Raw genomic sequence first — 13,717 nt, 5'->3', positions numbered from 1 at the left:
ATAGGGGATCACTGAACGTGACCAGATCTCCTGGACTCATTCCTCTGGGCGGCGATACTTGTCGGGGTCGTAGCCGCGTTCGGCGAGCACCCATCAGGTCATCGACGGCGTCGGCCCTTACCGCGTCAGGTGCGCCGAGATCGCTACCAACGGCCACGAAGGCTTCGCAGTGACTTGACCCATTGTGTGACATTAAGGAGATCTTGCCAGCAAACGCTAAGGTGAGATCTTGTGCAGTCGCTCACGCCGGAAGATTTACGTCAGATCGGCCCCTATCGGCTCGCTGGTGTACTGGGGCGGGGCGGCCAGGGAACGGTTTACCTGGGCCAGGGGCCGTCCAACGAACAGGTCGCGGTCAAGGTGTTACACGCTGGAGCCGCGGCGGATGAGAACGCGCGCCGCCGGTTCCTGCGGGAAGCCGAGGCGGCTCGCCAGGTTGCTCCGTTCTGTACGGCGCGCGTGCTGGACACGGGCCTGGTGGGCGGCCAGCCATACATCGTCAGTGAACACATCCCAGGCCCGTCGCTCGACCTGCTGGTCAGGACCGAGGGTCCGCGTTCGGGCAGCGGGCTGGAGCGGCTCGCGGTGACCACGCTCACCGCGCTGGCGGCCATCCACCGGGCCGGGATAGTCCACCGTGACTTCAAACCGCACAACGTGATCATGGGGCCGGAGGGGCCCGTGGTGATCGATTTCGGGATCGCCAGGGTGACCGCCCAGACGGCCACGCACAGCGTGGTGGGCACCCCCGTCTACATGGCGCCGGAGCAGTTCGGCGGGGCGCCGATCACCCCGGCGGCCGACCTGTTCAGCTGGGCGACCTCCATGATCTACGCGGCCACCGGGCAGCAGGTCTTCAGTGGAGACACCCTTCCGGTGATCATGCACGCCATCCTGACCCGCGAACCCGACCTGTCGGCCGTGCCGCAGGAGCTACGCCCGACGCTGGCGGCCTGTCTGGCCAAGGACCCCGCCGCCCGGCCGAGCGCCGCCGCCCTGCTGCGCCGCCTGACCGGCGACGAGGCTCCCACCCCACTCGCGCAGTGGCCCACGGCGCACGCCACGATGGGCATGCCGGAGGCCGAGCAACTCGCTCTCCGGCCGCACCCGTCGGCACAGGAGAACGGGCCTGCCGGCTGGGCGCAGCAGCCTGGGCAGCCTGGATGGGGTGTCCCTCCCCAGCCTCCGCCCAGCAGCGGCGGCGGCCGGTCGAAGAAGATCGGCCTCGCCGTTGGCGCTGGAGCAGTTGCCCTGGTGCTGGCCGTGGTGGGCGTGCGGGCCGTAGTCAAGAACGCAGTCCGGGGAGCGCTGTCGGGCGGTCAGTCCTCCACCTCCCAGCCCGTCTCCGCCTACTCCCCCGGACCGAGCCCTTCCGACACACCTTCGCAGACGCCTTCTCAGACGCCTTCTCAGACAGCTTCGGAGGAGCCGACCGAGGAGTCGTTCAACCCCGCGCACCTCAACAAGGAGAGCACCGACCCGACCCCGATCACGGCCGACGCCCTGCTTCCGCAGTCCTTCACGAGCGCCAAGGGGGTGCGTTTCAGCCGCAAGGCGTTTGGGGTGGAGGACTGCCCGAGCCCGTGGCCCGATGCCAGAGTCAAGTCCGCCCTCCGCAAGGCACGCTGCGACGACATGGCGGTGGGTGCCTATATCAGCTCGGGCGCTCCGAACGGGCGCATCATGGTGACCGTCTGGGTCGTTCCGCTGAAGGACTCGGGCAGGGCCGGCACCGCGTACTCGAGGCTCAAGAACGTCGACGTGCAGGACTGGGGGATCCGGTGCCCCCAAACGGGGCCGGGATCGACCGGCATCTGCTACACCTCGAACTGGTGGAACGTGCAGTTGTACTCGTGGACCGGGCGGACCGGCCGATATGTGATCCGTACCCTGGCCGTCTACACGAACCTCACCAGAGACTCCAGCGCGACGAAGTGGCTCAAGGACGCCTCGCGTGCGGCGTTCAAGGAGTCAGGCCCCATGGTCTACCAGGACGGACAGTGATCGGACGGCGTGGGGCCGGAACCCGGTCAAAGGGAATTGCAGACAGGCCGTCCCCAGTCGACCGAGGACGGACCGGCAGCCCGCATCCTTCGACCTCTGCGAGCGCCCCAGCAGCACCACCCACCCCGCGAGCCTAACCACGATCAGATAAACCAGCCGCAACGGCATGAACAGCGACAAACCCCAGATCAGCCCGCCGGCCGAGTTTCGGGCACCCGCACGACCCGATGCGCTCTGCGCCAGCGGCCGCCTCGACCGGCTCGCCCGGCTGTCGTACGCAGATCGTCGTCGCCAAGCGGCGCCGGAGCGAGGACGCCATGCTCCCGGGCAAGAAGAAGATAGGCCGCCCCCACGTCCTGGGCCCCGCCGAACTCGCCACTGTGCGCCGCTTGGTCGGCGACGGCGTCTCTGTCACCAAAGCCGCCCGCACCCTCAAGATCGGCCGCTCCACCGCCTACGCGGCCCTCGCTGGGCACTGGCCGGCAATTGTCTAAGCTCGCGGCCCGTTTCTGCCGTATCCCGGTGGCTACTCCTAGCTGGGGTGCTCGCCGTCGTCGGTCATCGCCGCGCCTGCTGCGTAGCCGTACCGCCTTGATATCGGACAGGTTGGGTGTCGCAAGGGGTACCGAGCGCGGTCGCCGCGACACTGTCGTGCTGTCGGATCGCTGACGACCGGCGTCCCGGAAAATTCTTCAAAGAAGTCCGGGAGGAAGTGTCGGATCGGGGCGGTGGTGTTCGTAGCAGGGATGAGGCCGCCCGCAAGGGGGGCGGCGCCAAGGCAAAGGAACCGCGATCATGAAGCTGACGACCATGACGCAGGTCACCATCGATGGAGTGATGCAGGGAAACGGCGCCGCGTCGGATGACCGCAGGAACGGATTCGAGCGCGGCGGATGGGCCCGGGGGAAGGGCGACGACGAGACCAGGACGTTCATCACGCAGACCTACCAGCGCGCCGAGGCGTTCCTGTTCGGCCGGCGCACCTACGAGCTGTTCGCCGGCTCCTGGGGATCAGTCGGCCAGATGCGCGCACATCCCATCGGCGTGGCCTTGAACGAGGCCCCCAAGTACGTCGCCTCGACCACGCTCACCGCGCCGCGTTGGGAGGACACGACCGTCCTCCGCGGCGACCTCGCGGCGACCGTCAGTGAGCTGAAGGCCAAGCCCGGGGGTGAGCTGCAGGTGCACGGCAGTGGCATCCTGACCCGGTGGCTGCTGGAGAACGACCTGGTCGACGAGATGACTCTGATCGTGATCCCGGTGATCCTCGGCCAGGGCGCGAGACTGTTCCCGGAGTCCGGTCCGGATCTTGCGCTCGACCTGGTCGAGTCCCGGGTCGACGCGAAGGGCGTGACGATCCAGCGCTACCGGCCGGCCGGGCGCCCGCACTATGCAACGGCGTGAAAGTCCCTACCACCGAACCACGCTGTCTTGACACCACAGGAGATGATCTTCAGATGCGGTACCTGGTTTCCGTGATCGATGACAAGAGCAATCCCGGCAGCACGGACAGGCGGCCTGCCATCAGCGCGTTCAACGAGCGACTGATCGCCGAGGGCTACTGGGTTTTCGCGGGCGGACTCGCGGACACCGACGCGGCCACGGTCATCGACAACCGGGGCGAGCAGGCGGTGTTCAGCGACGGGCCTTTCGTGGAGTCGAAAGAGTACCTCGCCGGCATCTGGGTGTGGGAGGCCCCCGATCTGGATGTGGCGCTCAAGCTCGCGGCTGAAGCGTCGAAGGTCTGCGATCGGAAGATCGAGGTGCGGCCGTTCCAGTGAGCGACGTCGAGGAGGCGATCACCCGGGCCCACCACGACGAGTGGGCGCGGGTGGTGGCCGCCCTGACCAGGCGCTTCGGTGACCTCGACATCGCCGAGGAAGCGGCCGCCGAGGCGTTCGCGACCGCCGTCGAACGGTGGCCGGCCGACGGCGTACCCCCCAACCCCGGCGCGTGGCTGACCACCACCGCCAACCGCAAGGCCATCGACCGGATCCGGCGCGAGAACAAGCGCGACGACAAGCACAAGGAGGCTCAGATGGTGTACGACGACCCGCCCGAGCCTCTCGGCGCCATCGACGACGACCGGCTCCGGCTGATCTTCACCTGCTGTCACCCGGCGCTGGCGGTGGAAGCGCGCGTGGCGTTGACGCTGCGCATGGTCGGCGGTCTGACCGTGCCCGAGATCGCCCGCGCCTTCCTGGTGCAGGGGACCACCATGGAGCAGCGCATCACCCGCGCGAAGGCCAAGATCAAGGCGGCTCGCATCCCCTATCGCGTGCCGGCCGCCGAGGATCTCCCGGCACGCGTCACCGGCGTCCTCGCCGTCCTGTACCTCGTCTTCAACGAGGGCTACCTGGCCAGCGGCCCCGACACCGACCCCGTACGGCATGACCTGACCACCGAGGCGATCCGGCTCACCCGCCTGATCCGCGCGCTCCTGCCGCAGGACGGAGAAGTGGCCGGGCTGCTGGCGCTGATGCTGCTCACCGAGGCCCGCCGCACCGCCCGGATCTCGGCGAACGGCGAACTGGTCGCGCTCGACGAGCAGGACCGTGGGGCCTGGGACTCGGAACTGATCGCCGAAGGTCACCGGCTGGTGCGCGAGCGCCTGGCCGCTGCCGCCGCCGGGGTGGCTCCGGGTCGCTACCAGATCCTCGCCGCGATCAACGCCGTGCACACCTCCGCCCGCGACATCCGCGACACCGACTGGTCGCAGATCCTCGCCCTCTACGACCAGCTCGTCCGCCTCGACCCCTCGCCGATCATCGCTCTCAACCGGGCCATCGCCGTGGCCGAGCTCGACGGGCCGGAGGTGGCCCTGGCCATCGTTGACCGCCTCGCCGAGGCGTTGGCCGGCTATCACGCCTACCACGCCACCCGCGCCGACCTGCTGCGCCGGCTGGGCCGAAGTCAGCAGTCACGCGCGGCCTACGACCGGGCCATCGAGCTGGCCGGCAACACCGGCGAGACCGCCTACCTCACCCGCCGCCGCGACCAACTGCAGTAGCGCCCGCCCTTGAAGAGCGCACTTGATGCAGCGATGAAAGGCGACGCGGAACGCTGCACTGTTGACACGTTCGGACGCCAACCCTTCTCGCCGAGCAGCGGCGCAGGATTCGGGGGCGACGGGTCGCGGCGGCCGTAGAGACGCGGCCCGTTGTCGACCGGCCGCGAGTCGGCCGGAGCCGTCGTGCCGGCTTCCTCCTCTGCTTCGAAGCCATCGTTACCGCGACCTACGGACCGCTCCATGCCGGAGATCCCGGAAAGTCGCACGCCAACGCCAATGCAGACGCCGTCCCAGCCGGCCTGTTCCGGTTCGGCGTCGTCCTGTGCACCGCACTCGGACGCCGGCCCCCGGGACGCCTCGCTCGGTCTGGTGGGACCAGGAGCAGGCCGGAGATGACAAGCCCGGACCCGACGAGGCCGACGAAACAGACGCGCGGGAAGAGAATCGATGTCCTCCTTGCCCATCTACGGCTGCCACCACTCCGGGCGACCGCGGCCCCTCTCGCGCCATGGGGGGCCGCGGTCCGCTTCGGAGGGACGTCAGGCGTGAGCGGTGCTGACCAGGCCGTAGTCCCCGTCGTCACGGCGGTAGACGAGCCGGCCGGCGCCGGTGTCCGCGTCGGCGAAGAAGACGAACGCGAACCCGGTCAGCTCCAGCCGTTCGATGGCCTCCTCTACAGTGAGCCGAGGAGCGGGCGACGGGCTGACCGAGATCGCCGCGCACATCGGCAACGGCAGGTCCGGCCGGGGCTCGACCTGGGCGAGCCCGTAGCCGTCGCCGTTGCGGTAGACGACGCTGTCCTGGCCCGTCGCGTCCTCGATGAACAGCAGGAAGTCGTAGTCGAGCTCCTTCATGTCCACCACCGCCTCGTCGGGCACGGCACGGGCCGCCGCGAGGGACCGCACGACCCGCCGCTCCCCGCCGGCATGCCCGGCCGGACGCTGCTGATGGCGCCCCCGCCGGTTCTCCCAGTCCCTGGTGGTCTCCAGCAGCCGGGTCCGCAGGCGGTCGCCGAGCAGGTGGATGGCCGCGCGCGTGGAGGCGGCGCTGGCCTGGGCTCTGATGAGTCGCCCCTGGACGTCCAGGACGGCCTCCGCCGTCCGTTGCTTCACCGCGAGCCCGGGGGCGGTGGCCAGCTTGACCTTCGCGCCGAGCACCGGTTCGTGGGCGAGCCGCGCCAGGTGGGCCACGGTTTCCCTCGCGCGCCGGACGTCGGCAGGTCGTATCCCGCCACGGATCTTGACCTGCACGTCGGCGGGATCAAGAGCGATGGGCCTGTGCCTCATGCGTGAGCACCTTCTTCGCATCCGTTGCTGATGCCTCCACCCTCTGGCCGGTCCGGATATCGCTGCCAGGGACTTTCGTCCTCACTGCGCAAGGACGTTGGTTGTGCGACGGAAGGGGCCTGAGAGACGACGTTTTCTAGCCTGCTGTACAACGGACTTCGGTCTCTGCCGAGGGTGACGGCAGACGACAAGTGGTCGCATGCGGATCCTGGTGACGGAGTCGGACCCCTCCGGCGGGCGCGCGGCGTTGCTCGCCCTCGAAGCCAGCCTCGTGGATGGAGCCGGACGTCTCGGCGCAACGTGGCTGGCGACGCCGCCTGGGAAGGAGAACTGGCGGAACAGACGCAACGGCGTCGTTGTGACCCGTGCGGCGCTTGACCGCTGGGCACGTACCGGATCTCGTCCCGATTGCCTCGGTGACGTCCGATCCAGGACCAAGGTCCACAGGGTTGGGACCTTCGGCCCGGGTGTGGGCGCGGCGGTGTGCTCCAAGCTGGGCGGCGGGCGTCGGGGAGAGGCATCCGGCCAGGGCTGAGCGTGGTTCAGGAATGGTGGCGACGTGTCGCGTGGCGCTCGATCTTTCGTCCAGCGAGGAAAACGAGAGCATGACCACCGAGGCACGAATCAAGTCCCGCGAGCTACGCGACGCCCGAGCTGCCGCCGAGCGGCGAAGGAAAAAACGCACCCGCCTGGTCGCCGCCGGCGGCGGGCTGATCATCGTGGGGCTCCTGGTCGCCATCGTGATCAGCTTGATCAACGCGGCGGGTAACGACAGCTCCCCGGCGGCGCAGGGAGGCAAGGCCCCGGCGATCGCGACGGCGGGCGGGGCGTTGGCCCTGGGCAACACGGCCGCGCCCGTGCGGCTCGAGGTCTACCTCGACTACATGTGCCCGTACTGCGGGCGCTTCGAGCAGGCCAACAGCCGCGAGCTGGACAAGATGGTGGCCGACGGGACGGTGCGGCTGGAGCTGTACCCGCTGTCGTTCCTGGATCAGGCTTCCAGCGGCGCGAAGTACTCCACGCGGGCGGCCAACGCCGTCGCGACCGTCGCCGATCGGGCGCCGGACAAGGTTCTGGCGTTCAACGCGGCGCTGTTCGCCAACCAGCCCGAGGAGGGCAGCCGCGGCCTGTCTGACGACGAGATCGCCACGCTGGCCCGTCGTGCCGGGGTTTCGGCGGACGTGGTGGACGCCTTCACCGGCCGCAGCTTCGAGCCGTGGATCACAACCTCGACGCAGGCCGTGTTCAACACGGGGATCTCGGGCACGCCGACCGTGAAGATCAACGGCAAGGTGTTCGAGGGCGACCTCTACACGGCGGGCGCGCTGACGGCAGCCGTGACCGCGGCCAAGGGCCAGTAGTGGCAACGGTCCTCCACCGCGTGCACGTGTTCCGGCACTCCAACGCTTGGATCTTCGGAACGATGCTGTTGTCGGCGTGCCTGAGCCTGACTGCGTCCTTCGTGCTGTCGATCGACGCGGTGCGCCTGGCGGCCGACCCGGGCGCGGAGCTGTCCTGCAACATCAACAGCGTCGTCAGCTGCGGCGCGGTCGGCAGTTCCTGGCAGGCGCACCTGTTAGGCTTCCCGAACGCCTTCCTGGGGCTGGTGGCCGAGCCGGTCGTGATCACGATCGCGGTGGCGAGCCTGGGCCGGGTGCGGTTCCCGCGCTGGTTCATGTTCGCCGCGCAGGTGATCTACACGCTCGGCCTGATCTTCGCGTACTGGCTGTTCTCCCAGTCCATGTACGTGATCGGCGCGCTGTGCCCGTGGTGCCTGCTGGTGACCGTGTCCACGACGCTGGTGTGGTCGACGCTGACACACGTGAACGTCCGCGACGGCAACCTGTTCCTGCCCCGCCGCGCGCAGAAGGCGCTGACCAGGGCCATCGACGCCGACCTGGACGCCATCGCCGTCACGATCTGGATCTTGATCATGATCTTGGTCGTCGTGCTCAAGTACGGCTGGACGCTGTTCGGCTAGGTTGCCGGTATCCCGCGCGAGCGGGTACGGAACGCATGGCCGCTCGGAGGTTCCCAAGGATAGGTGCTGACCGCGGTCGGCCGCCGCTTCGGGATCTTCACCGCGGTGTCCCTGCCCGTTCCGCTCGCCACCGGCGTGGCGCTCACCTGGCACGGGGGCGTCACCAAGCAGCCTGAACCTGTCTCCTGCGGGGCAGTGGGTTCGGCGACACGATCCCCATGCGGCTCGCACCAGGCGCCCGTCAATCGACGGCTCATCAAGGCGCCCCAAGGGACCCTGCGGGGTTCCGGTCGGGAAACGGTCCATCGGAGGTGATCCAAGGGACCTTGGTCCCTGCCGTGACCACGGCGAGGCGCGAGATGTTGATCCCATGTCCGCTGTTACCCCTGTGCCGGGGATGTCCCGATGACCGATATCGGCGCGATCCCGGTATCCCCTGACACCGGATCGCTCGCCGCCCGGGAGCTTCCGTTCGCGACGCCCGGCGGCGTGAGCAGAACGGTGAAGGCCGCCGCCGCGGCGCCGTCGGTGCACAACACCCAGCCGTGGCGCTTCCACCGTGTCGACGACGCCACCATGGAGCTGTACGCCGACCTCGACCGGCTGCTGGCCGTCACCGACCCGATGGGGCGCGGACTCGGCATCAGCTGTGGGGCCGCACTGTTCAACCTGCGGCTGGCGATCCGGATGACCGGGCACGACGCCCACGTCACGGCGCTGCCCGACCCGGCCGCCCGTCCCGACCTGCTGGCCACCGTGCACGCCGTCCTGGGCGACCCACCCGACCGGAACGAGCGGCTGATGTACGACATGATCCCGCACCGGCGTACCAACCGCTTCCCGTTCGACGGCCGCCGACTGCCCGGGGAGGTCTTCGTCGACCTGGTCCACGCCGCGCACGCCGAGAGCGCCACACTGGTCCTGGTCAAGGGGCGGACGGCGCGGCGTGTGCTCGACATGATCGGCACGGCCGACGACACGCTGGCCGCCGAGGAGTCCTATCGCGCCGAGCTGGCCTGCTGGACGGATCCGTGCCGGCGCTTCGACGGCGTGCCCGAGCATGCCTTCGGCCCTCGCCCGCGAAACAGGGAGTTGCCCATGCGGGACTTCGGCCTGGAGTGCGCGCGGCCGAGCGCCGACTTCGAGGCGGATCCGCAGATCGCGGCCCTTTTCACCAGGGGTGACGGGCCGCTCGACTGGCTGCGTGCCGGGCAGGCGCTGCAGCGGGTGCTCCTCGCCGCGACCGCGCACGGCGTGTCGGCGTCGATGTTCAGCCAGCCGCTCGACCTGCGCCCGGCGCAGCACCGCGCCGACCAGGGCGGGCCGATGGGTCACGTGCAGATGCTGGCCAGGTTCGGGTACGGCGCACCAGTCCCGCGCGTGCCGCGCCGTTCCGTGTTCGAGGTGCTCGACCCGGTGGAGGTCCCGCGTGTATGAGCCGCCGAGGCCCGTGTTGATCCAGGGCGGGATGGGGGTGGGAGTGTCCGGCTGGCGGCTGGCCCGAGCGGTCGCCGAGACCGGGCAGCTCGGTGTGGTGTCGGGCACGGCGCTGGACGTCACCCTGGCCCGACGGCTGCAGCGCGGCGACCCTGGCGGTCACCTGCGTCGCGCGCTGGCCTGCTTCCCGGTGCACGAGGTGGCCGAGCGCGTCCTCGGCCGCTACTTCGTACCCGGCGGCACCGGGCCGGACGTGCCGTACCGGCCTGTGCCCCGGCTCGGGCTGCGGCACAGCCGCGCCCGCGACGAGTTGGCCGTGGTCGCCAACTTCGCCGAGGTCTTCCTGGCCAAGGAGGGCCACGACGGTCCTGTCGGGGTCAACTACCTGGAGAAGATCCAGCTCGCCACCCCGGCCGCCGCCTACGGTGCGGTCCTGGCCGGGGCCGACTACGTGCTGATGGGCGCCGGCATCCCTGCGGAGATCCCGCGCCTGCTCGATGACCTGTCCGAGCACCGCCCCGCCCAGGTCTCGGTCGCCGTGGCGGGCGGTGACGGACACACGATCGGGATCGACCCGGTGCAGTTGCTCGGCCACCGTCTCACGCCGCTCGTCCGGCCCCGGTTGCTGGCGATCGTGTCGTCACACGTGCTGTCCGCGTACCTGGCCCGCTCACCGCTCACCCGGCCGGACGGGTTCGTGATCGAGACACCGGTGGCGGGCGGGCACAGCGCACCACCCCGCGGCCGGATGACGCTCGATGCAGCCGGAGAGCCGATGTATGGGCCACGCGACGAGGCCGACCTGGGCAAGGTGGCCGCGCTCGGCCTGCCGTTCTGGCTGGCCGGCGGGTACGGCACGCCCGGCGGGCTCGAGCGGGCCTGGGCGGCGGGCGCGCAGGGCATCCAGGTGGGGTCGGCGTTCGCGCTGTGCCGGGAGTCCGGGCTCGACGAGGGCCTGCGCAGCCGCCTACGCGAGCAGGCCGCGAGCGGCACACTCCAGGTGCGCAACGACCCGCGCGCCTCGCCCACCGGGTTCCCGTTCAAGGTGGCCGACGTCGCAGAGACGCTGTCAGAGCAGGAGGTGTATCAGGCGCGGCCGCGGCTGTGCGACCTGGGCTACCTGCGCACACCGTACGCGAAGCCGAACGGCGCGATCGGCTACCGCTGCCCGGCCGAGCCGGTGGACACCTACGTGCGCAAGGGCCGCCCGGCCGAGGAGGCCGAAGGGCGGCGCTGCCTGTGTAACGGCCTGCTGGCCGCCATCGGCCTCGGCCAGCACCGCGCCGACGGCTACGACGAGCCGCCTCTGCTCACACTCGGCCAGAACGCCGCCTTCCTCAACGGCCTGCCCGACGACCACTCGGCCGCCGACGTCGTGGCCCACATCCTGCTGGGAGCCCGCATATGAGTCTGCGCCCGCCGCTGCGGCAGGTCCGGCGGGATGCCGCGGACCGCCCGTTCATCGTGATCTGGGAGGCCACGCGTGCATGCCTGCTGGCGTGCCTGCACTGCCGCGCCGAGGCCGTGCCCGACCGGCATCCGGAGGAGCTGACCACCGACGAGGCCACCGAGCTGATGCGGCAGGTGGCCGCCTTCGGCCGGCCCGCGCCGCTGTTCGTGATCACCGGTGGTGACCCGTTCGAGCGACCCGACCTGTTCCAGCTGGTACGGCGGGCCCGCGAGCTCGGCCTCTCGCCCGCCGTGTCGCCCTCGGCCACCCCGGCCCTCACCCCCGGCAACCTCGCCCGGCTGCGCGAGGCGGGCACCGCGGCGATCTCGCTGAGCCTCGACGGCTCCACGGCCGCCGGACACGACGCCTTCCGCGGCTACGACGGCGTGTTCGCCCGCACCATGGCCGCCTGGCAGGCCGCCCGCGAGGCCGGGCTCAAGGTGCAGATCAACACGACGGTCACGCGCCGCAACCTCGTGCGGCTGCCCGACATCGCCCGCCTGGTACGCGACCAGGGTGCGCTGCTGTGGAGTGTGTTCTTCCTGGTGCCCACCGGCCGGGGCCGCGCCCTGTCCGCGCTGAGCCCTCAAGAGGCAGAGGACGTGCTGCACTTCCTGTACGACCTCGGCACCACCGTCCCGGTCAAGACCACCGAGGCCCACCACTTCCGGCGCGTGGCCGTGCAACGGCTGATCCTGGCCGAGCACGGCGCCGACCACGCCCAGACGTTGGGACCGCTCTACCAGGACCTGCACCGGCGGGCGCAGCGCGCCGGGCTGATCGGCCAGAGCCGGGTGCGCCGCCCGCCCATCGACGTGAACGCCGGGCGCGGTTTCGTGTTCGTCTCCCACACCGGCACCGTGCACCCGTCGGGATTCCTGCCGCTGGGCGCGGGCAACGTACGCGATCGGCCGCTGACCGACATCTACCGGTCCGCGCCCCTGTTCGCCGCCCTACGCGACGCCGACCGGCTCGGCGGGCGATGCGGGGCATGCGAGTTCCGGACCATCTGCGGCGGCTCCCGGTCCCGCGCGTACGCCTGCACCGGCGACGTGCTCGCCGAGGAGCCCTGGTGCGGCTACCAGCCAGGCAGCTTCCCCTACCAGAGCGACCTCGCCCGGCACCTCCACGCGTCCTAGGTCCCCCGAGGTGGTGACCTTGGTCCATACCTCGCCACAGGACCTCTGAGCTGTGATGAGACCGGGACATCTACGGCACGCAGCAGCGGCCACCCATGAATCCACGATCACGTGAGGAAGACATGACAAACGCACCGGCCGCCACCCGTGGCCGCAGGCCCGCGTTGATGCTCGCCCTGGCGACTCTGGGCTTCGCGGTGAACTTCTGGGCCTGGGCCCTGCTCAGCCCGCTAGGCCCCCGTTTCAAAGAGCTGCTCGGCCTGTCGTCCGGGCAGCAGGCGCTGCTGGTCGCCGTACCGGTGATCGTCGGCTCGCTGGGCCGCATCCCCGTTGGCGCGCTCACCGACCGCTTCGGCGGGCGGGTGATGTTCCCGCTGATCTCCGCCGCCACTATCGTCCCCGTGCTGTTCATCGGGCTGTTCGGGCAGACCTCGCTGGCCGCGCTGCTGATCGGTGGATTCTTCCTCGGCATCGGGGGCACCGTGTTCGCTGTCGGAGTGCCGTTCGTCAACGCCTGGTTCCCGCCGCACCGGCGCGGGCTGGCGGTCGGGGTCTTCGGCGCCGGGATGGGCGGCACCGCGATCAGCGCGCTGACCACCGTCACCCTGGTGCGGACCGGCGGCGCCGCCACCCCGTTCCTGATCACCGCCGTCGTCCTGGCCGCCTACGCCATCGTCGCGTGGCTGGTCCTGCGGGACGCCCCCGGCCGCACGGTCGCCACCCAGCCGCTCGCGACGCGCATGGCCGCGACCCTGAAGCTGGCGATCACGTGGCAGGCGGGAGTGCTGTACGCGGTCGCGTTCGGCGGCTACGTCGCCTTCTCCGTCTACCTGCCCGCCTACCTGCAAACCGGCTACGGCCTCGAGCTCGCCGACGCCGCCAACCGCATGGCCGGGTTCGTCGTCCTGGCCGTCCTGGCCCGTCCCCTCGGCGGCTGGCTGTCCGACCGCGTCGGCCCCATCCCTGTGCTGACCGGCGTGTTCGTCCTCATCGCCGTCATGGCGGGGGTGCAGGCGCTCACGCCCAGCCTCATGCCGATCGGCACGATCGCGTTCCTGACCATGGCTGCGGCGCTCGGCGCGGGCAGCGGCGCCACCTTCGCCCTCGTCGCCCAAGTCGCACCCCCCGACAAGGTCGGCACGGTCACCGGCCTGGTCGGCGCCGCCGGCGGCCTCGGCGGGTTCGTGCCGCCGCTGGTGATGGGCTTCATCTACGGACAGCTCGGCTCCTACGGCCTCGGCCTGGCCCTCCTGGCGATCACCGCCGCGCTCACCCTGGCCCTGACGGTGATCGTGGTCCGCTCAGCGGCTACCCGTCGCACGGCCGAGCAGGTTGGGACCCGCTGAACTGCTCGTTCGCCAGTGGCCGCGCGGCGGCTGACGGCGCGCAGTGCACGGGGACGGACGTAGC

The 13,717-nt window shown here is 70.5% G+C and carries 12 protein-coding genes; 11 read left to right on the top strand and 1 reads right to left on the bottom strand.

Features of this window, described 5'->3' with window-relative positions; all coding sequences use genetic code 11:
* The first annotated feature begins 231 nt into the window (after window positions 1-231).
* From ACWENQ_RS32960 to ACWENQ_RS32940, 5 genes are all read left to right on the top strand, one after another.
* Window positions 232-2,004 carry a protein kinase domain-containing protein gene (locus ACWENQ_RS32960; protein ID WP_452417710.1) on the top strand — a complete coding sequence of 591 codons (1,773 nt, stop codon included), beginning with the start codon at window positions 232-234 and terminating at the stop codon, window positions 2,002-2,004.
* Window positions 2,005-2,231: 227 nt separating this feature from the next.
* Window positions 2,232-2,498 carry a helix-turn-helix domain-containing protein gene (locus ACWENQ_RS32955; protein WP_449928040.1) on the top strand — a complete coding sequence of 89 codons (267 nt, stop codon included), beginning with the start codon at window positions 2,232-2,234 and terminating at the stop codon, window positions 2,496-2,498.
* A 301-nt stretch (window positions 2,499-2,799) separates the two neighbouring features.
* Window positions 2,800-3,408: a dihydrofolate reductase family protein gene (locus tag ACWENQ_RS32950; RefSeq protein ID WP_449928042.1), complete on the top strand. Its 609-nt coding sequence runs from the start codon at window positions 2,800-2,802 to the stop codon at window positions 3,406-3,408.
* A gap of 53 nt (window positions 3,409-3,461) precedes the next feature.
* Complete coding sequence (locus ACWENQ_RS32945; protein WP_360702003.1) at window positions 3,462-3,785, top strand: YciI family protein; 324 nt, start codon at window positions 3,462-3,464, stop codon at window positions 3,783-3,785.
* A complete protein-coding gene (locus tag ACWENQ_RS32940) occupies window positions 3,782-5,014 on the top strand; it encodes an RNA polymerase sigma factor (protein ID WP_449928045.1) in 1,233 nt (410 codons plus the stop codon). Before ACWENQ_RS32945 ends, ACWENQ_RS32940 begins: the two co-directional genes overlap by 4 nt.
* A gap of 539 nt (window positions 5,015-5,553) precedes the next feature.
* Here the strand turns inward: ACWENQ_RS32940 and ACWENQ_RS32935 are convergent.
* Window positions 5,554-6,300, bottom strand: a complete 747-nt coding sequence (locus ACWENQ_RS32935; RefSeq protein ID WP_452417709.1) for a sigma 54 modulation/S30EA ribosomal C-terminal domain-containing protein — start codon at window positions 6,298-6,300, stop codon at window positions 5,554-5,556.
* A gap of 566 nt (window positions 6,301-6,866) precedes the next feature.
* Between ACWENQ_RS32935 and ACWENQ_RS32930 the strand changes: the two genes are divergently transcribed.
* From ACWENQ_RS32930 to ACWENQ_RS32905, 6 genes are all read left to right on the top strand, one after another.
* Window positions 6,867-7,661 (top strand): DsbA family protein, encoded by a 795-nt coding sequence (locus ACWENQ_RS32930; RefSeq protein WP_449928049.1) that lies wholly within the window; start codon window positions 6,867-6,869, stop codon window positions 7,659-7,661.
* The gene (locus tag ACWENQ_RS32925; RefSeq protein WP_452417707.1) at window positions 7,661-8,281 is read left to right on the top strand and encodes a vitamin K epoxide reductase family protein; all 621 of its coding nucleotides are present in this window, start codon (window positions 7,661-7,663) and stop codon (window positions 8,279-8,281) included. The genes ACWENQ_RS32930 and ACWENQ_RS32925 overlap by 1 nt, the downstream gene beginning before the upstream one ends.
* Window positions 8,282-8,686: 405 nt before the next feature.
* A complete protein-coding gene (locus ACWENQ_RS32920) occupies window positions 8,687-9,718 on the top strand; it encodes an Acg family FMN-binding oxidoreductase (RefSeq protein WP_452417706.1) in 1,032 nt (343 codons plus the stop codon).
* Window positions 9,711-11,126 (top strand): nitronate monooxygenase, encoded by a 1,416-nt coding sequence (locus tag ACWENQ_RS32915; protein WP_452417704.1) that lies wholly within the window; start codon window positions 9,711-9,713, stop codon window positions 11,124-11,126. The genes ACWENQ_RS32920 and ACWENQ_RS32915 overlap by 8 nt, the downstream gene beginning before the upstream one ends.
* Window positions 11,123-12,307: a TIGR04053 family radical SAM/SPASM domain-containing protein gene (locus ACWENQ_RS32910; protein WP_452417703.1), complete on the top strand. Its 1,185-nt coding sequence runs from the start codon at window positions 11,123-11,125 to the stop codon at window positions 12,305-12,307. The genes ACWENQ_RS32915 and ACWENQ_RS32910 overlap by 4 nt, the downstream gene beginning before the upstream one ends.
* A gap of 122 nt (window positions 12,308-12,429) precedes the next feature.
* Window positions 12,430-13,653: an MFS transporter gene (locus tag ACWENQ_RS32905; protein ID WP_449928057.1), complete on the top strand. Its 1,224-nt coding sequence runs from the start codon at window positions 12,430-12,432 to the stop codon at window positions 13,651-13,653.
* Window positions 13,654-13,717 lie beyond the last annotated feature (64 nt).

This window comes from Nonomuraea sp. NPDC004354 (assembly GCF_053602555.1).
Note: the sequence above shows the minus strand (reverse complement) of the source record. Positions and strands in the feature narration are given on the sequence as shown.

Excerpts from the sequence above, each read along its gene's own strand:
- ACWENQ_RS32905 (WP_449928057.1), top strand. The coding sequence starts at position 12,430 with ATGACAAACGCACCGGCCGCCACCCGTGGCCGCAGGCCCGCGTTGATG.
- ACWENQ_RS32935 (WP_452417709.1), bottom strand. The coding sequence starts at position 6,300 with ATGAGGCACAGGCCCATCGCTCTTGATCCCGCCGACGTGCAGGTCAAG.
- ACWENQ_RS32910 (WP_452417703.1), top strand. The coding sequence starts at position 11,123 with ATGAGTCTGCGCCCGCCGCTGCGGCAGGTCCGGCGGGATGCCGCGGAC.
- ACWENQ_RS32950 (WP_449928042.1), top strand. The coding sequence starts at position 2,800 with ATGAAGCTGACGACCATGACGCAGGTCACCATCGATGGAGTGATGCAG.
- ACWENQ_RS32945 (WP_360702003.1), top strand. The coding sequence starts at position 3,462 with ATGCGGTACCTGGTTTCCGTGATCGATGACAAGAGCAATCCCGGCAGC.
- ACWENQ_RS32955 (WP_449928040.1), top strand. The coding sequence starts at position 2,232 with ATGCGCTCTGCGCCAGCGGCCGCCTCGACCGGCTCGCCCGGCTGTCGT.
- ACWENQ_RS32920 (WP_452417706.1), top strand. The coding sequence starts at position 8,687 with ATGACCGATATCGGCGCGATCCCGGTATCCCCTGACACCGGATCGCTC.